Raw genomic sequence first — 18,403 nt, 5'->3', positions numbered from 1 at the left:
ATGGAATGGGATTGGGCCTTTGTTGTTGAAATTCTTCCGACCCTCATCGAGGGCGTGAAGATCACCATTCTGGCGACCCTTCTGGGTTCCGTTCTTGCTGCGATCCTTGGCCTTGGGCTGGCGATCCTGCGCCGTTCGAAGAATACATTCGTATCGAAGCCGGTGGGCTTTCTTGCCGACTTCATTCGCGGCACACCATTGCTGGTGCAGCTTTATTTCATCTTCTATGTCCTGCCCGATGCGGGCATCACCCTTTCGCCGCTTGTGGCCGGTGTGATCGGCCTTGGTCTGCACTACGGCACATACACGGCAGAGGTCTATCGCGGTGGCATTGACAATGTGGCGCGCGGCCAGTGGGAAGCCGCCCGTGCCTGTAATCTCTCAGTATTTCAGACCTGGACGCGGATCATTCTTCCGCAGGCATTACCACCAATGATCCCGGCGCTCGCCAACTACTTCATCGCCATGTTCAAGGAAACACCGCTGCTGTCAGCCATCACCGTGCTTGAGCTGATGAATCAGGCGCGCAGCATCGCCAATTACAACTACCGCTACATTGAACCGATTACTCTGGTGGGCGCTTTCTTCCTGGTGATCAGTCTTGTGTCCGTCATTGCCCTGCGCTGGCTCGAACGCCGTTATGGCAAGATTGAGGAGAGGTAAAATGGGTATTCCGATCAAGGTCACCCAAACCATGACACCGCTTGGCTTTGATGACCGCCCCATTGCCAAGCGCGTTGGTCTCGTGATCCTCGCTACCGACCACACGACGGAGCCGGATTTTCAGCGGATGGTCGCCAGCGATAGCATCGGTCTCTACACAGCCCGCATTCCCTACGCCAACCCGACAACGCCGGAAAATCTGCGCCTGATGCAGCCGGAGCTAACCAGCGGTGCCGGGTTGATCCTGCCCGACGAAGATCTCGACGCGATCTGCTATTCCTGCACATCCGCGTCGGTGGTTATTGGCGACGATGAAATTGAGGCGGCAATCAAGACTGCCAAGCCCGGTGTGCCTGTCATTACACCACCACTTGCGGCAGTTCGCGGCCTGCATGCCTTTGGTGCCCGGCGCGTCAGCGTTCTCACACCCTATACCGTCGAAACCAGCACACCGATGCTCGCTTATTTCACCGCCAAAGGTTTCGACATCGTTCGTTTCACCTGTTTCGGCCTTGAGGACGACCGCGAAATGGCACGCGTGACACCTGCATCGCTTGTGGCGGCTGCGAGCGAAGCCATGGCCCCAGATTGCGATGCCCTGTTCATATCCTGCACCGCATTGCGCGCTGCAATCGCTGCACCGCAGATCGAGGCAGCTATCGGCAAACCCGTCATCACCAGCAATCTTGCCACGGCATGGGCAACGTTGCGTCTGTGCGGCGAGGATCAGCCGCGACCGGAACTGGGGCAATTAATGACCCGTCCCATGGCCGCCTGGTAGAACAATATGGCCGGAACATTCGTCACCCTGACCGAAATCGAGGCCGCACGCGCAGTAATTGCGCCGCATGTTTTGCGCACGCCAATGGCTTCCTCGCTAAGCCTGACTGAGAAAACAGGTATGCCTGTCCATCTCAAACTCGAACACCGGCAGATTACCGGGGCATTCAAGCTGCGCGGCGCACTTAACGCGCTGAGCAGATTATCGCCAGATGAAAGGCAGCGCGGCGTTGTCACCGCATCAACCGGCAATCATGGCCGCGCCCTCGCCTATGCCGCCGGCTTGCAAGGCGTTCGGTCAATCATCTGCATGTCGAACCTCGTACCCGGCAACAAGATCGACGAAATCCGCAAACTCGGCGCCGAAATCCGCATTGTTGGTCAATCGCAGGACGACGCCCAGCAAGAGGTGGAAAAGATCGTCGCGCAGGATGGTCTGATCATGGTTCCGCCCTTTGATAGCCCAGCCATTATCGCCGGTCAGGGAACGATCGGGCTCGAAATCATCGAAGAAGTGCCCGACGTTGAAACCGTGCTCGTTCCACTTTCCGGCGGGGGGCTCATTTCTGGAATTGCAGCTGCGATCAAAGCCTTGAAGCCAAAGACAAAGATCATCGGCGTTTCAATGCAGAATGGCGCTGCCATGGCCGCCAGTCTGAAGGCGGGACATCCGGTAAAGGTTGCCGAACAGGCCAGTCTCGCAGACTCGCTCGGCGGCGGCATCGGTCTCGACAACCATGTGACGTTTCACATGGTGCGTGATCTGGTCGATGAAGCCGTCCTGCTTACTGAAGATGAAATCGCTGCGGGTATCGTCCACGCCTACATACAGGAGCGGGAGATCATCGAAGGCGCCGCCGCCGTCGGCATCGGAGCGCTGCTCGCGGGCAAGATCAGGTTGCAGGGGCCAGTCGTCGCACTGCTTTCCGGTCGCAATATCGACATGGATCAGCATCGCCGCGTCATTGCCAAACATTATGCAAAGGGGAGCGTGCCATGCCCCGCATGACCATTCTTACCGAAGCTGATCTGCGCCGCATCGTTTCTCTCGACCTTGATGCGGTCGCATGTGTCGAAGCTGCTTTCGAGGCGCTTGCGACCAAGGCTGTCGCCATGCCGCCGATCCTGCGGCTGGACATCCCCGAACATCGCGGCGAAGTGGATGTCAAAACCGCCTATATCCCCGGCATTGATGCCTTCGCGATCAAGATCAGCCCCGGTTTCTTCAACAATCCACAAATCGGCCTTCCGAGTGTCAATGGCATGATGGTGCTGTTCTCCAGCAAAACAGGGCTGGTGGAAGCTCTGCTCCTCGACAACGGATATCTCACCGACGTCCGCACCGCGGCGGCTGGGGCAGTGGCAGCGAAATATCTTGCCCGCAAGGACGCAAGCGTGGCGACAATCTTCGGCGCAGGCGTTCAGGCACAGCTGCAGCTGAAAGCGCTGACACTGGTGCGCCCCATTGGCGAGGTACGTCTCTGGGCGCGCGATCTGCAAAAGGCTGAAGCAACCGCCGAGCATATGCGGGTGGAGCACGGCATTGAAATACAGGTTGAAAGCAATCCGGCAAAGGCGGTGGCGGGAAGCCATATCATTGTCACGACAACCCCATCCGAGGAACCATTGCTGCGCGCCGAATGGCTGGAACCCGGTCAGCATGTAACCGCCATGGGGTCTGATGCCGAGCATAAAAATGAGCTTGATCCGGCCATCATCCGCTTCGCCGATCTCTACGTTGCCGACAGCCTGAAACAGACACGGCGGCTGGGCGAACTGCACCACGCCATAGCAGCTGGACTAATCCCCGAAGGTCAGGCCTTTCCGGAACTCGGCACCATTATCGCAGGTGCCAATCCCGGCCGCCAGTCAGATCATGCGATCACGATTGCCGATCTGACCGGAACAGGTGTTCAGGACACCGCCATTGCCACGCTTGCCCGCGACCGCGCCAAAGATGCTGGCGCCGGAACCGCGTTTGAAAGTTGATATCCGAAAGTGAGGAAACAGGTATGACCGAGCCCAATCTGAAGTTCAGCCGCGAAGAATTCGCGCAAAGGCTGGCAAAAACCCGCAAGGCGATGGAAAAGAAGGGCATAGATGTTCTCATCTGCAGCGATCCATCCAATATGGCGTGGCTCACGGGCTATGATGGCTGGTCGTTCTACGTGCATCAGGCAGTGATTGTTCCACCTGAAGGCGAACCCATCTGGTATGGCCGTGGTCAGGACGCCAATGGCGCCAAGCGAACCGCCTATCTCCACCACGATAATATTGTCGGTTATCCCGATCATTATGTCCAATCCACCGAGCGTCATCCGATGGATTTTCTGTCGAAGCTGCTGGAAGAACGCGGCTGGGATAAAAAAACAATCGGCGTCGAAATGGACAATTACTGGTTCTCGGCAGCCGCCTTTGCTTCACTGCAAAAGCATCTGCCCAATGCCCGCTTTGTCGACGGCACCGCCCTTGTCAATTGGCAGCGCGCGGTCAAGAGCAGGACAGAGCTAGATTATATGCGCAAGGCCGCGCGTATCGTTGAACTCATGCATCAGCGCATTGTCGACAAGGTCGAAGTCGGGATGCGCAAATGCGATCTCGTGGCGGAGATCTATGATGCGGGTATTCGCGGCACCAGCGAATTTGGCGGCGATTATCCCGCCATCGTTCCGCTGCTTCCCTCCGGCACGGATGCATCTGCGCCGCATCTGACATGGGATGATCAACCCATGAAAAGCGGTGAAGGCACATTCTTCGAGATCGCCGGTTGCTTCAACCGTTACCATGTTCCCCTGTCCCGCACGGTTTTTCTGGGCAAGCCAACCCAGGAATTTCTCGATGCGGAAAAAGCAACGCTGGAGGGAATGGAAGCGGGCCTTGCCGCCGCCAAACCCGGCAATACCTGCGAAGACATTGCCAATGCGTTTTTCGGCGTCCTGAAAAAATACGGCATCGTCAAGGACAACCGCACCGGCTACCCCATCGGCATTTCCTATCCACCGGATTGGGGCGAACGTACCATGAGCCTGCGCCCCGGTGACAAAACAGTGCTGGAACCCGGCATGACCTTCCATTTCATGACCGGCCTCTGGCTTGAAACCATGGGGCTTGAAATCACCGAAAGCATCCTGATCACCGACACCGGCGTGGAATGCCTTGCCAATGTGCCCCGGCAGCTCTTTGTGAAGAATTGATCGCCATGACGTCAGCCAATCTTCTTCCACCGTCTGCCATCACCCCAACTGTCGCCTTCGACAGGGACGGTGTGCAGCATGGCTTCCTGCGCCTGCCCTATAGCCGGGATGATTCCGCATGGGGTTCGGTCATGATCCCCATTGCGGTCATCCGCAATGGCAATGGTCCGACTGCTCTTTTATCCGGCGGAAACCATGGCGACGAGTATGAGGGTCCGGTCGCACTGTTCGATCTGGCCCGCACACTTGAGCCCAAAGACATCAGTGGCACGGTGATTATCGTCCCGGCCATGAACTATCCGGCGTTTCGTGCCGGAACGCGCACATCGCCCATCGACAAGGGCAATATGAACCGCAGCTTTCCGGGACGGCCCGACGGAACGGTCACGCAGAAAATCGCTGATTATTTCACACGGGAACTGCTGCCCCGTGCCGATGTGGTTCTGGATTTTCATTCGGGTGGAAAGACGCTTGATTTTCTACCCTTCGCTGCCGCCCATGTGCTTGCTGACAAGGCACAGGAAGCACGCGGGTTCGATGCCGTCAAAGCTTTCTCGGCTCCATGGTCCATGCGTATGCTTGAGATCGATGCGGTCGGCATGTACGACACGACGGTCGAGGAACTGGGCAAGACGTTCGTGACAACGGAACTTGGCGGCGGTGGTAGTGCCAGCGCCGAAACGATCCGCATTGCCAAGCGGGGCGTGTCCAACTTTCTCCGTCATACGGGCATTTTGCGCGGCAAGGTCGAACAGCACGAAACACGCTGGATCGACATGCCCTCCGGTGACTGCTTCTCGTTTGCTGAAGATGCCGGCATGATCGAAACCATGGTCGATCTGGGGGCTTCCGTCGAAGCAGGGCAGATCATTGCCCGGATCTATCCCGTTGGCCGAACTGGCACAGCACCGGCGGAGATCAAAGCCAAGCTTTCAGGCATTCTTGCTGCCCGCCATTTTCCGGGTCTGGCCAATGCAGGAGATTGTGTGGCCGTGGTCGCTGTTCCCGAATAGCGATCAGGAGGCAACTTTGAGTATCTTTTTTATCGCTGCGGCCTGATCAGGCATATCCAGAACCAGTCGCCCGAATTCACGGGTGGCGGGGGTTTGTTGTTCGTCACTCCAGATGAGAGTGAAAACCGCTTTGGGCAATGGTGGCAAACCATATTGACCATCAAAGATTTTCATTCCGGGCTCCACATCATCAACCGTCATGACGGTCATGGCGAGCCCGGAGAGAACCGCTGCACTCATCCCCTTCATGCTCGCCGATGTAAAAACCACGTGCCAGTCAATGGATGTGCGGTCGAGCGCTTCAACCCCGACCTTGCGGTTGAGACATGGTGCCGGAATGAACGCCAACGGCAAAGGCGCCCCCGGTTTGACTTCAAAAGTATCCGCCGCCACCCAAACAAACCGGGTTTCTTTCAAGACCTTGCCATTCGCAGCCTCTGGCAATGTCAGCACCACCGCAAGATCAAGATCACAAGCCTTGACCATCATACCGAGATCAATACTCATGCTGACATTCACATCGAGCTGAACAGCAGGATAGGCACGGGCAAACTGACATAGAAGTGTGGGTAGCCTATCTCCGATGAAATTTTCGGGCACGCCAAAACGCACAACGCCCGAAACCGGTGACGCCTGAAAACGGCGGTTCAACGCATCGAGCGATAGCAGAATCTGCTCCGCGCAACGGAAAAAGTCCGAACCATCTTCAGTCAGCGTCACGCTGCGCGTCGTCCGGTACAGCAACGGGCGCCCCACCTGCTCTTCCAGCCGCCGGATTTGATGGCTGACAGCAGATTGTGTCAGATTGAGCCGCCTTGCAGCACGGGTAAAGCTCCCGGCTTCTTTGACGGCAACAAACGCGCGCAGGAGTGTAGGTTCAAAGTCCATCCTGTCAGATTAATGATTTCTGCTAATTTGTTCTAGTAAATTAAATCATTTCTATCATGAACGGGACTGACTTAAAGTGAGTCTCATTATCCGCCTCGGCGGACGCCTGCACAACCACCTATCGTGCGGGCGCATTCTTCGATCTGACTTGGCCCAAAGCTCTCCGGCACCGCATGTTCCGGCGTGGGTGGAGGCTGTTGCCAAGCCCAACTTGGAAAGAACCATTCATGAGTCTCTCCCCCTCCCGCAAGAACATGGTGGCGCTGGCCGCCATATGTCTGTCCTCCCTGATGTTTGGCCTTGAAATTTCCAGCGTTCCGGTAATTCTGCCGACACTGGAAAAGGTTATGCACGGCACGCTGAAAGACATGCAGTGGATCATGAATGCCTATACCATTGCCTGCACGACGGTTCTGATGGCCGTTGGAACCTTGGCTGATCGGTATGGGCGCAAGCGCATTTACATTATCAGCCTTGTCCTGTTTGCCATCACATCCTTCATTTGCGGCCTCGCTCAGGATGCGCCCATTCTGATCGCCAGCCGGTTCCTTCAAGGCGTCGCTGGCGGTGCAATGCTGATCTGTCAGATCGCCATTCTCTCCCACCAGTTTCAGGCAGGCCACGAACGCAGCAAGGCCTTCGGCATATGGGGCATTGTCTTCGGCATCGGCCTCGGATTTGGACCAATTATCGGCGGCATCATTGTTGCCCTGACGAGTTGGGAATGGGTCTTTCTTGTCCATGTACCTTTGACCATCCTGACGCTGATCCTTGTGCTTAGCAGCGTCGAGGAATCCAGCGATCCGGAAGCCAAGAAACTGGACGTTCTGGGGATCGCCACCCTGTCGCTCGCGGTTTTCGGGCTGACTTATTTCATTACGCAGGGTCCCGATCTTGGCTTTACCAGCCCGGCGGCCCTCGCCATCATCGGCGCCTCGGCCGCAAGCTTCATCGTATTCCTGTTTGCCGAAAAGTTCAGTCCGCATCCGATGTTCGACTTCTCGGTATTCCGAATTCGCAATTTCTCCGGGGCGATCCTCGGCTCCATCGGTATGAACTTCAGCTTCTGGCCGTTGATGATCTATCTGCCAATCTACTTCCAGAGCGGTCTTGGCTATGACATCGTTGCGGCAGGTCTGGCATTGCTGGCCTATACGCTGCCTACGTTGGTCATTCCGCCAGTGGCAGAACGTCTGTCACTACGCTATCGCCCCGGCATCATCATTCCGGCAGGTCTGTTTGCGATTGGCCTCGGCTTCATGCTGATGTGGTTTGGCAGCGGTGTCGAGCATGCGAGCTGGTTGACCATGCTTCCGGGTTGCCTGCTCGCCGGAATGGGTCTCGGCTTGACCAACACGCCTGTCACCAACACCACAACAGGTTCGGTTTCCAGCGCACGCGCCGGAATGGCCTCCGGCATTGATATGAGCGCCCGGTTAATCACTCTGGCAATCAACATCGCCCTGATGGGTTTCATCCTGCTGGAAGGCACCCTGTCCTATCTCAGGGGTGTATTTGCCGCATCGTTCGACCCGTCCCGCTTGCGGCTGCTTGCCGAGAAAATCGCTGCCGGAAACTTTGCAGGTCTTCAGCAGAGTTTCCCGGAACTCGCCACGCTCGACGCCTCCGGAACGATCGTCCATACGGCGCTTATTCACGGCTTCGGCAATATCATGCTGTATGGTGGCATCGGCGTCTGGGTTCTGGCCGTGATCAGTTTCATCATCTTCGGCCCTGGCAAACGGTTCAGTGCAGCCACAGCCTAAATAGCTGAGCGGGAGGGCTGATCCTTCCCGCTTACACACTTTTCAGACCAATTTTTTGCAGTCCTCAACAGTTTTGGCCGGAATTAACCTCCCCCTGACCGCCGTGAACCTTTGAAGCCGGCGCACATTCCGGCACTCTGGGCTGACCATGATTGTTGATGGCGCTGAAGCGTGATCACAACAACCCGTTTGGCAGACCGTGAGGGCGTGTCCTGCACCAGAGGTTGATGATCCCGCGGCCCGAGCCTGACTGTTTCATCCATGTCGATGGGTAAAACACGATGGCATCCAGCAGCGTCCCCGCAATCATACATGCATTTATGAGGGGAGCGTATGCATCAGATGAATCTCAAGACATTGCTTTTGGCCATAGTGGTCGCTGAGGCCGCAACATCTGCCTATGCGGGCGGATTTTCTCGCGGAACTGCCGATACCGAAATCCTTTATGAGGACGGCAATTTCAACATGCGGTCCAGCGTAACGTTTGTGCGCCCAAGCCAGAAATATTCCAAGAACGGAAATCCCGATCTGGTCGGTACCGATCCCTATGACACCTATGTCATCCCGTCCTTTGCCACCAAGTTCAAACTGACCGACAGCGTCAGCTGTGCCGGTACCTACACGCAGCCCTATGGCGGCAGCAAGAAATATGATGCGCCGACCTATGACGGCAAACTCGTGGAAAAATTTCACATCGATGAATTTGGCGCGACCTGCGCCGTCAAATTCTCCGTAGGCAAAGGCAATTTCTATCTTCTCGGCGGCATGTTCGTTGAACAGCTCGACTACGAGCGCGAGGATTTCGGTGGCATCAATCTCAATCTTACAGGACAGGACACCGGCTATCGCCTTGGCGTTGCCTATGACATTCCTGACATTGCCTTCCGCGCCCAGCTGAAATACCGCTCGGCAACATCCTATGGTGCCGATGGTACATTATCCGTCCCCGGTGAATTGGTAGGTGTTCCCCTACCAAAGGTGGATTTTGCCGCCAAGGGTTATGGCAACTTGCCTCAGAATGTCGAGCTTGATCTGCAAAGCGGTATAGCGCCCGGATGGTTGGCCTTCGCATCGGTCCAATGGATGGACTGGAGTGTGACCAAGACACTCATTGTGCGCTCCGATATTTCCGAGACCATCGACCAGTATAACTGGCGAGACGGATGGACGATTACAGGCGGTATCGCGCATGAATTTACCAAGGATCTTGCGGGCAGCGTCAGCCTGAGCTGGGATCAGGCTGTTGCCACCGGCTGGGACGTAACAGGCGAGACGTGGACACTTGCGGTCGGCGGCTCGTGGAAAGACAAGCGAGGCGGCGAACTGCGCGGCGGCCTTGGCGTGACCTACATGGCATCGGTCGAGGAAACCAAATATGGCTTCAACAATTCGGCGCTTGATGCCGGTTGGGCCGTATCGGGAAATCTTGGCTATGCGATCAAGTGGTAGGCTATCTGTATAGCCTTACGCCAAGCCGGGCTGGCAAACCTGAAGCCAGCCGTCATGATCATGAATCTCAGTGTGAAGGGAAGCCATAGCATGGCACCTGTCCAGTCTTCGTCGCCCCATTCTTCCGACTGGCTTGTCGGAAATCCAACGCGCATACAGCAATGGGCCGCGTTATGGATCGGCTCTGCCGGATTGCAGATTTTGGGGCTGCAACCCATTCTCCTCGGCGCGCTCTATTCCGAAAAACGCGTCAATTTTGACGAGCTGGCTCTCATTGCTACAGCCGAATTTATTACCATAGCGCTGGGCTCCGTCATTGCGGGCATGCTGATTTCAACCCGGCATCTTCGGATAAAATCCGCCGTGCTGCTCGCAGCACTGGCCGTGCTCGATTTCGCCGTCTCCTATGCCACAACGCCCAATGAATTGCTGCTCGTCCGCTCCCTCGCCGGTTTTGTTGAAGGTGGAACCGTTGCCATTTCCATCGAGCTGATTGCCCGCTCGCGCCATGCGGAGCGTCTCGGCGGCTTCTTCATCTCCCTGCAGACACTCGCCCAATGCATTCTCGCCGCCATTCTGGCCCTATGGGTCGTACCAGCTATGGGTTCCAGCGGCGGATTTCATGTGCTCGCTATTGTCTGTCTTGGCTCCCTCGCAATATCAGCACTCGTTCCTGGCGAATATGGCGAATTGCCAAAACAGCCAAGCAATATGGACGGCGTTTTCTCGGTCCGTGCCATACTGGCGCTGCTGGTGATCTTCACCTTCTTCCTGTTCATCGGCTCACTCTGGGCGTTCCTCGAACCCTTGGGCGCACTTTATGCCATTGATGCACAAACGGTCGGACTACTGGTGTCTGCCAGCCTTGCATTTCAGGTGCTCGGCGCGGTCTGCGCCACATGGATCGATCGCCACCTTGACTACCGCCTGTCGATTATCCTGTGCGTTCTCGCCGCCATTGCCGCATCGGCCATTCTTGCCGACCATCCATCCATATCGATGTTCTGGGCAGCAGCGTTGGTGATCGCGTTCCTTTGGATGTTCATCACGCCCTATCAGATTGGCCTCGCCGTCGTGGCGGACTCATCACGCAGCACGGCGCTGCTCATTCCAGCGGCCCAGATTCTCGGCGCTGCACTCGGGCCGCTCGCTGCATCCGTTTTCATCACCAATGATAATGTGGGTATCGTTCCATGGTTCGGCATAGGCGCGCTGCTTTGCAGTCTCGGCCTGTTCGGCATGTTCCTTATGTTTTCGCGCCGCCGCGCCATCACTGTTTGATTGAAGAGGCTCATCTTCCATGAACATAGCTATTGGTAATGACTGGCAAAATTGGTCGGGTTCCGTCACCGCGCAACCGCAATTGATGTCACATCCCAAACATCTCGAGCAGTTGAGCACCACGATCAAAACCGCGCCGGGCCCCATCCGTATCGCCGGTACAGGTCATTCCTTTACGCCTTTGGTCAAGAGCCAGGGCACCATTCTCTCGCTCGACTATTTCAGCGGCCTCATTTCGCATGACAACGACAAGCTACAGGCACGCATTGGTGCGGGGACCAAGATCGGCGCGCTGACAAAACTGCTGCACAGCGTTGGACAGGCACTGCCCAATATGGGCGATATCGACAAGCAGGCATTCGGCGGCGGGCTTGGCACCGCAACGCACGGTTCCGGCGTCACCCTTGGCGCCTATCATACCCAGCTTACCGCAATGCAGATCGTTGACGGGCGCGGCAACATCCGCGAATTTGATCGCGCTGCACATTCCGATGTGATGGATGCCATGGGTGCCTCGCTCGGCGCATTCGGTGCGGTCACGGAAGTGGCGATCCAGAACATGGCGAATTATCGCTTGCGCCGCCGCCGCTGGACCGAGCCTGTTGATGGCGTACTCGACCAGTTTGAAAAGCGCATGTCCGCTCATCGCTCATCCGAGTTTTATTACATTCCATTCTCCGGACAGGCGCTGTTTCTCGCAAGTGACATCACCGAGGCTCCAGCAGGCACGCGTCCGCCAACGGAAGATGATGATGCGCTTGGCACGTTGCGAAAACTGCGGACCTATCTCCAGCGCTTTCCGTGGTTGCGCCGCAAGCTGATCGGCACGGCCATCGCCCGGCTGCCCAAGGAAGATTATGTGGGTGAATGGCTCAACGTCTACGCCTCCGAGCGCAATGTGAAATTCAACGAGATGGAATATCACCTGCCATTCGAAGAAGGCGCGACCGTCTTGCGCCAGATCATCCGGCTGCTGGAGGAAAAGTTCCCGCACGTCTATTTCCCTATCGAGGTGCGTGTTGTCGCGCCTGACAATATCTGGCTCAGCCCGTTCTACAAACGCGCCAGCTGTTCAATTGCCATTCATCACGACGCCCGCGAGGACCCGCAACCCTATTTCAAAGCGGCAGAAGCCATTTTCCGGGCCCATGGTGGCCGTCCGCATTGGGGCAAGATGCATAATCTCAAGGCAAAGGATCTAAGTGCGCTCTATCCGCGCTGGGCCGATGCCATGGCTGTCCGCCGCGACATGGACCCCGACAACCGCTTTGTCTCGCCCTATCTGGCTGATCTTCTGGGAATTGATCTGTGAGCACTCCTTATTTCACCGCGGTCTCAAAGGCGCTCCATATGGCTGATATTCATCAGCCCTGCCTCGTGCTTGATCTCGACCGTCTGAACCAGAATATCGTCACGATCAAGCGTGGCCTTGCGCCCAATCTGACGCTGCGGCTTGTCGACAAATCGCTACCGTGCCTGCCCTTGCTGGCGCATATCGGCAAGACATTTCCAGATCGCCATTTCATGACGTTCCATTTGCCTGTTACGGCGGCAGTATTGAATGAATTTCCCGATGCCACGGCCATTCTCGGCAAACCCATGCCGGTTGCAGACGTGCGCCTTGCACTCAAAAAGGGCGGGATTCTCGCCAAGGCAAAGAATGCACCACAGCGGATTGCATGGCTGATCGACACGGATGACCGGCTGGCGGCCTATGGCGCGCTTGCCAATGAACTCGGCATTGATCTGCGATTCTGCTTCGAAGTGGATGTTGGCCTGCATCGCGGCGGTTATCACAATGGCGAAGCTTTGACCCGCGCATTGCAATTGCTCAAGCAATATCCCCGGCTGCATTGTCAGGGCATCATGGCCTATGAGGCCCATATCAATCATATCCCCGCCATCTTTGGCGGTCCGAAAAAAGCGCTGGCCAAGACAAAAGCACTCTTTCAGGAATTTGCTGCGTGCCTTGGCCCGGACCAGCGCGCAATCCTCAATCTCGGAGGCAGTTCAACCGCCCTACTCTACGATTCCGCTATTGCAGCCAACGATGTTTCCATGGGTTCCGCCTTCGTCCTGCCAACCGATTTCGACGTACCGAGCCTTGCCAAACTGGCACCCGCCATTTTCATCGCCACCCCGGTTCTGAAGGTTGTCGATCCTCTGGTGCCAGGTCTCGATGACAAGACGTGGATCATGCAAAAGCTTGGCCTGTTCCCCAAGCGCGGCTGCTTCCTCTATGGCGGCAAGTGGATGGCGGAAGCGGTCTATCCCTTCGGCATGAAACCCGACAAGACAATGGGATATTCAACAAACCAGCAGTTCATGCGCCTGCCCGCAAGCGCCACGATCAAGCCTGATGATTTTGCCTTCCTGCGGCCGACACAGAGCGAATTTGTGTTGCAGCAATTCAGTTCGATTGCCGTCTATTCCGACGGTAAAATCATCGACCGCTGGCAGACACTGCCCTTCTCCTAACGGGCAAAGAGCTTCACCACCGTGTTTGCCAGCCCCTTATAGGGCGGCTTCACCCGGTCAGTCAGCGGCATCTTGGCCTGATACAAAACAGGCATGATCTTGCTGAAGGTCAGAAAACCCTCACGACCATGATAGTGCCCCATACCGCTCGCACCAACGCCGCCGAATGGCAGATCGTTGCAGACATTGTGGAAAAGGGTCTCGTTCACGCAGACACCACCAGCCACAATGCTCGACAGCATCTTTTCCGTTTCCGCCTTGTCATTGCTGAAGCAATAGAAGGCCAGTGGCCGGTCGTGCGCATTGATATAGGCAATGGCTTCATCGGCGGTGCCATAGGTCTTGATCGGCAGGATCGGGCCAAAGATTTCTTCCTGCATGATCTTGCTGTCATCATCAGGATCAAGCACCAGCGTCGGCGGCAAAAGCCGCTCGGATTCTGCCTTCGCGGCATCCTTCGGTTCAACCAGCGTTACAACATCAAGACCACGCCCACGCGCATCCTCCAGCAGACCGCGCAGGCGGCGATACTGCCCTTCATTGACGATGTGGGTATAATCAGGATTGGCATCTAGCTGGGCATAGCGGGATTTGACCTCGTTGCGCACCGCTTCAACAAATTCATGGCGCCGCGCCAGAGGCACCAGCGCATAGTCAGGCGCGATACAGGTCTGGCCCGCATTGTAGAGTTTGCCGGTGACAACGCGGGTGACAGCCTTGGCGAAAGGCGCTTCTTCACCGATGAATACGGGCGACTTACCCCCAAGCTCCAGCGTCACCGGCGTCAGGTTTGGTGCCGCCGAAGCCATGACCTTGCGGCCAACAGCGGTGGAGCCGGTGAACAGCAGGTGATCGAACGGCAGACCGGCAAACGCACTGCCAACGTCAGCGCCGCCAAGCGCCACGGCAACACGATCCTCCGAAAAAACATCGGCGAGCAGTTCGCGCAGGAATTCGCTGGTGCGCGGCGTATGTTCGGAAGGTTTAAGAAAGACATGGTTTCCAGCGGCAATCGCTGTCGCCAGCGGCGTCAGCGCCAGATTGACCGGATAGTTCCACGGGGCAATGACCCCGACGACGCCGAGCGGCACATAACGTACTTCCGCTTTGGCTGGCCACATGCGCCAACCCGCCGAACGGCGTTGCGGTTTCATCCAGGATTTCAGGTGCGAAAGCATATGGTCGATCTCACCAAAGACGGTCATGCCTTCGCCAAGCATGCTCTCATGGCGGGAGCGATGACCAAAATCAGCACTGATTGCCTTGACCATTGGCTCAAGCCGATCTTTCAACGCGGCGCGCAGGCGTTTCAGATCATCATGGCGCTGGGCATAATCGGGCCGGTGGGCCAGCCAGGAGGCGCGCAACCGGTTGAGAACCGGCACCAATGCATCAGCAGGTGTGGCATTCATATCCATGTGCTTTCCTCCGGTCTTCTCTTCCATGCGTTCTATCACGGATCTTGTGCTGCCCGTCAGCGCTTTCATGGATCATTGCCGCAGACCGCCACGCCCTTCAAGGTTCGGGGCGGTCAATGGCCGGTGAATAACGGCCAGTTGGAGAAACAATGGATTTCCGTCCCGCTATGACCGTGCTAATTTCGCTAAAAATGGGGTAACAAAAGCCGGGAGAATTGCGTTTTGATCCATAGCGCCAGCGATAGGATTCATTCCGCGTCGGAGTTACTGGCGCTGGTTGACCTGTTGACCGGTGATGGCATTCCCGCAGTACTTGCCCTGAATGGAACCGGCCTCAGTGAACGGGAGCTTTCATCACCCGACACGCTGATCTCCATCAACCAGATGCTCACGGCGATCCGCAATGCGTTCACCCTGTCCGACGATCCGCATGTGGGATTGCGGCTGGGTCTGAGCATGCAGATCACCATGTACGGCATTTATGGCTTTGCACTTCTGAGCAGCGCCACCTGCCGCAGCGCCTGTCATTTCGCCGAAAAATACCATGCGCTGACTGTTCCCATGGGAAAGCAGACTTTTCGCGAGACCAGCAAACACGGCATATGGTCCACCGAACCCGACTTGAACAGAATAACCGATCCCAAACTCTATATCTTCAAAGTCGAGCATGTGCTCGGGACAATCATATCCTTTGCCAAGGATATCGCCGATCCGGATTTCAGTCCGGCGGCGATCCGGCTGAGTTTTCCCAAACCGGCTGATGCCTCTGTCTACGAAAAAGTATTCAACTGTCCGATCCACTACGACCAGCCTGATAATGAACTGCTTGTCGACGTGGCATGGCTCGAGCGAACCCCGCGCCGCGCCCATGAAATGACCTTCTCCATGGTCCGCCAGCTTTGCGACGAAATGGTCGACCGCATGGCATCATCGGCCGGTGTAGCCGGGCGGTTGCGGCAACTCTTCGTGCAAAGCGCCGGACGTTTCCCGCCCATTGATATCGCCTGCGAGCAATTGGGCATCAGCGCCCGCACCCTCAGGCGTAAATTGACCGGTGAAGGCACATCCTATCAATCGCTGCTCGACGAGACCCGGCTTGGCCTTGCCAAAAAATATCTGCGCGAAACCGAACTGACGATGGATGAAATTGCCAGCCGTCTTGATTACAGCGACGCCTCGAACTTTCGCCATGCTTTTCGCCGCTGGACCGATATGACCCCCATGGAATTCAGGTCTGGTCCTTCCCGCGGGCAAGACATCGAATTGCCTCTCAGCGTTATGCGCATCACCAGCGATAGCTATTGATCTTCAGCCCATACATCTGAACTTATCAGCCATACATTGCCGGATTGCCTGCAAGTTTGAATGAGTATGCCTACAAATACCCCACAATGGGGCACTTCTATCCGAACAATTTCAGGAAGGAACATCCATCATGAAACTGATCCCGCGCAATCCCGACAACGGCGTCTACGCAGCGACACCTGATTACCTCCATGCATTGGAGGTGTATCAGCCGGAACGTTTTCTTTATATCAGCGGCACCATGGGGCTTGATCCTGATGGTATGCCCGGCACGACATTGGCTGAGCAGCTTGATCTCGTCTGGAACAACATCCGGGAAATTCTTGCCAGCGCCGGGATGACAGTCGACAATGTTGTCAGGACGACAAGCTACCTGCGTGACCCGGCCTTTGCCGAGGCCAACCAGAATGCCCGGGTTGCGGCGCTTAATGGCCGCACAATCCCGACAACGACTATCGTCGCGCAGACGCTACTGGAGGCATGGCTGGTCGAGATCGAGGTTATAGCCGCCGCCTGAATCAGATGCCTGCATACCACTCATAGCCGCGATCTTCCCAGAAACCGCCCTTGCCGCCCCACACGCCTTTGAAGCTGTCGACCAGCTCAATGCGCATGACATATTTGGCGTGCTTATAGCCAAGCTGCCGTTCAACACGCAGGCGCAAAGGAGCGCCATGGGCGACCTCCAGATCCTTGCCGTTCATGCTGTAGGACAGAATGGTTTGCGGATGGAAAGCATCGACGAGATCGATGCTCTCGTAATATTGACCGCTACCATCCAGTGTCTTCTCATACTCATCGGCACAGTAGAACACCGCATAGCGCGCACCGGGCGCAATTCCCGCCTTTTGCAACACCAGACCCAGTGGAACGCCGGTCCACTTGCCGATGGCACTCCAGCCTTCAACGCAATCGTGCCGTGTGATCTGCGTGCGGGACGGAAGTGCCTTGAGATCAGCCAGCGACAGGCTAAGCGGCGTGCGTACCATGCCGTTGACCACCAGCCGCCAGTCGGCAAAATTGCCTTCCATGAGCCGGGCATAATCCTCGCTGTCAGGCATTTGTGTACCGTTAGCTTTGAACGTGGGCGACAAATCCGCTTCAGTAAATTCACGGGCCAAGGGCTCGTGCGCCTGCAAAAGCCGCTGCGAGCCCATGGTCAGGGCCTCCGCCTTTTGCAGAATATCATTGACGCTGGTGTTGGTGACCAAAGCATCGCACCCGGTCAAAAGGCCGGTGGCGGCGACACTTGAGCCAATCAGGAAACGGCGGCGTGTGAGTTCGAATTTCATTTGGCTGTTTCCTTGTCCGTATCAACAGTCAGGCCGTAATACCCGGTGATCATCGAGCGCAGATTGTTCCAGACGCCTGAGACCAGAACCATCACCAGATGGACCACGACAAAGGCAACCAGCAGCGATGCGGTGATGAAATGAATGGTGCGTGCGGACTGGCGACCGCCAAAAACATCAACCAGCCATGGAACGATGGAGTCAAAACCGGGCGACATGGTAAGGCCGGTCAGGACCATCAGCGGCAGAAGTATGAAAATAACCGCCATATAGCTCAGCTTCTGCAGGCTGTTGTAACGCCTTGCCTCTTCGCCCTTTGGAAAGCGCAGACGGGCATGCTCGCCAATTTCATGGGCCAGATGTTGTGGCGTCAACTGGTCTTTGCTTGGCACGAGATCGCGTTTGAAGTGCCCGGCAATCAGGCCATAGAGCAGATAGACAAAACCGTTGATCACAAAAAACCAGGCAAAGAAAAAATGCCAGCGGCGGCCCGTGGCCAGGTCCTGAAAACTCGGAATGGTAATCCAGCTGGGGAATGCCCGCGGCGTCAATTCGCCATCGACAGTCGAGGCACCAAGAACACCCGTTGTAGGAATGGAAATCGACCCGATGCGCGTGACACCCTTAATGGTGTCACCATCCTGAAAAGCTCCGATCGAGATAAAGGAATGGTCGGCATCAGCGCCGTATTGGCCCCAGTAAAGCTCGGGATGCGCATTGAAGATTTGCAACCCGCTCATCAGCAGGAAACTAAGGCACAGGACATTGAGCCAGTGGGTCAGGCGCACAGCAAACGAATGACGATAGAACAGGATTTTCTTTGGCCGTACCGTTTCATGATCAGTCACGCTTGTCATGATTGTTTCCTTGGCTCTC

At 56.4% G+C, this 18,403-nt stretch carries 17 protein-coding genes; 13 read left to right on the top strand and 4 right to left on the bottom strand.

The annotated features are described in order from the left end of the window. The 6 genes from ehuD to doeB are packed head-to-tail and all read left to right on the top strand — an operon-like array spanning position 1 to position 5,650. Positions 1 to 663 carry an ectoine/hydroxyectoine ABC transporter permease subunit EhuD gene (ehuD, locus tag FHW17_RS06770; RefSeq protein WP_112525965.1) on the top strand — a complete coding sequence of 221 codons (663 nt, stop codon included), beginning with the start codon at positions 1 to 3 and terminating at the stop codon, positions 661 to 663. 1 nt (position 664) lies between these two features. Further along, positions 665 to 1,444, top strand: coding sequence for an ectoine utilization protein EutA (gene eutA / locus FHW17_RS06765; RefSeq protein ID WP_112525967.1), 780 nt, complete (start codon positions 665 to 667; stop codon positions 1,442 to 1,444). A 6-nt stretch (positions 1,445 to 1,450) separates the two neighbouring features. Next, positions 1,451 to 2,452, top strand: coding sequence for a hydroxyectoine utilization dehydratase EutB (gene eutB / locus FHW17_RS06760; protein ID WP_182509486.1), 1,002 nt, complete (start codon positions 1,451 to 1,453; stop codon positions 2,450 to 2,452). Then, on the top strand, positions 2,440 to 3,432 hold the full coding sequence (gene eutC, locus FHW17_RS06755; RefSeq protein ID WP_182509485.1) for an ectoine utilization protein EutC: 993 nt from the start codon (positions 2,440 to 2,442) through the stop codon (positions 3,430 to 3,432). The genes eutB and eutC overlap by 13 nt, the downstream gene beginning before the upstream one ends. 23 nt (positions 3,433 to 3,455) lie before the next feature. Beyond that, on the top strand, positions 3,456 to 4,637 hold the full coding sequence (doeA, locus tag FHW17_RS06750; protein ID WP_113096893.1) for an ectoine hydrolase DoeA: 1,182 nt from the start codon (positions 3,456 to 3,458) through the stop codon (positions 4,635 to 4,637). 5 nt (positions 4,638 to 4,642) lie between these two features. After that, a complete protein-coding gene (gene doeB / locus FHW17_RS06745) occupies positions 4,643 to 5,650 on the top strand; it encodes a N(2)-acetyl-L-2,4-diaminobutanoate deacetylase DoeB (RefSeq protein ID WP_246706753.1) in 1,008 nt (335 codons plus the stop codon). Positions 5,651 to 5,653: 3 nt separating this feature from the next. Here the strand turns inward: doeB and FHW17_RS06740 are convergent, their stop codons facing one another. Then, positions 5,654 to 6,538, bottom strand: coding sequence for a LysR family transcriptional regulator (locus FHW17_RS06740; protein ID WP_112525977.1), 885 nt, complete (start codon positions 6,536 to 6,538; stop codon positions 5,654 to 5,656). Positions 6,539 to 6,765: 227 nt separating this feature from the next. Here FHW17_RS06740 and FHW17_RS06735 point away from each other — a divergent pair, with 227 nt between their 5' ends. The 5 genes from FHW17_RS06735 to FHW17_RS06715 all read left to right on the top strand — a co-directional run bounded on the left by FHW17_RS06735 (position 6,766) and on the right by FHW17_RS06715 (position 13,512). Further along, the gene (locus tag FHW17_RS06735; protein WP_182509483.1) at positions 6,766 to 8,304 is read left to right on the top strand and encodes an MFS transporter; all 1,539 of its coding nucleotides are present in this window, start codon (positions 6,766 to 6,768) and stop codon (positions 8,302 to 8,304) included. A gap of 333 nt (positions 8,305 to 8,637) precedes the next feature. Further along, positions 8,638 to 9,753 (top strand): outer membrane protein transport protein, encoded by a 1,116-nt coding sequence (locus FHW17_RS06730; RefSeq protein WP_182509482.1) that lies wholly within the window; start codon positions 8,638 to 8,640, stop codon positions 9,751 to 9,753. A gap of 90 nt (positions 9,754 to 9,843) precedes the next feature. Next, positions 9,844 to 11,034: an MFS transporter gene (locus tag FHW17_RS06725; protein ID WP_182509481.1), complete on the top strand. Its 1,191-nt coding sequence runs from the start codon at positions 9,844 to 9,846 to the stop codon at positions 11,032 to 11,034. Positions 11,035 to 11,053: 19 nt separating this feature from the next. Then, positions 11,054 to 12,346 carry a D-arabinono-1,4-lactone oxidase gene (locus FHW17_RS06720; RefSeq protein ID WP_210275826.1) on the top strand — a complete coding sequence of 431 codons (1,293 nt, stop codon included), beginning with the start codon at positions 11,054 to 11,056 and terminating at the stop codon, positions 12,344 to 12,346. A 38-nt stretch (positions 12,347 to 12,384) separates the two neighbouring features. Then, positions 12,385 to 13,512 (top strand): alanine racemase, encoded by a 1,128-nt coding sequence (locus FHW17_RS06715; RefSeq protein ID WP_182509480.1) that lies wholly within the window; start codon positions 12,385 to 12,387, stop codon positions 13,510 to 13,512. Here the strand turns inward: FHW17_RS06715 and FHW17_RS06710 are convergent. After that, a complete protein-coding gene (locus FHW17_RS06710) occupies positions 13,509 to 14,999 on the bottom strand; it encodes a coniferyl aldehyde dehydrogenase (RefSeq protein WP_348643709.1) in 1,491 nt (496 codons plus the stop codon). The genes FHW17_RS06715 and FHW17_RS06710 overlap by 4 nt on opposite strands. 153 nt (positions 15,000 to 15,152) lie before the next feature. Here FHW17_RS06710 and FHW17_RS06705 point away from each other — a divergent pair, with 153 nt between their 5' ends. After that, positions 15,153 to 16,235: an AraC family transcriptional regulator gene (locus FHW17_RS06705; RefSeq protein WP_182509478.1), complete on the top strand. Its 1,083-nt coding sequence runs from the start codon at positions 15,153 to 15,155 to the stop codon at positions 16,233 to 16,235. Positions 16,236 to 16,365: 130 nt separating this feature from the next. Next, complete coding sequence (locus tag FHW17_RS06700; protein ID WP_182509477.1) at positions 16,366 to 16,752, top strand: RidA family protein; 387 nt, start codon at positions 16,366 to 16,368, stop codon at positions 16,750 to 16,752. A 1-nt stretch (position 16,753) separates the two neighbouring features. Here FHW17_RS06700 and FHW17_RS06695 read toward each other — a convergent pair whose 3' ends face one another. Next, positions 16,754 to 17,527 (bottom strand): molybdopterin-binding protein, encoded by a 774-nt coding sequence (locus FHW17_RS06695; RefSeq protein ID WP_112525991.1) that lies wholly within the window; start codon positions 17,525 to 17,527, stop codon positions 16,754 to 16,756. Beyond that, positions 17,524 to 18,384 carry a cytochrome b/b6 domain-containing protein gene (locus FHW17_RS06690; protein WP_182509476.1) on the bottom strand — a complete coding sequence of 287 codons (861 nt, stop codon included), beginning with the start codon at positions 18,382 to 18,384 and terminating at the stop codon, positions 17,524 to 17,526. The genes FHW17_RS06695 and FHW17_RS06690 overlap by 4 nt, the downstream gene beginning before the upstream one ends. Between the last annotated feature and the right edge of the window lie 19 nt (positions 18,385 to 18,403).

The organism is Phyllobacterium sp. P30BS-XVII (genome assembly GCF_014138335.1).
Lineage (GTDB): Bacteria > Pseudomonadota > Alphaproteobacteria > Rhizobiales > Rhizobiaceae > Phyllobacterium > Phyllobacterium meliloti.
Note: the sequence above shows the minus strand (reverse complement) of the source record. Positions and strands in the feature narration are given on the sequence as shown.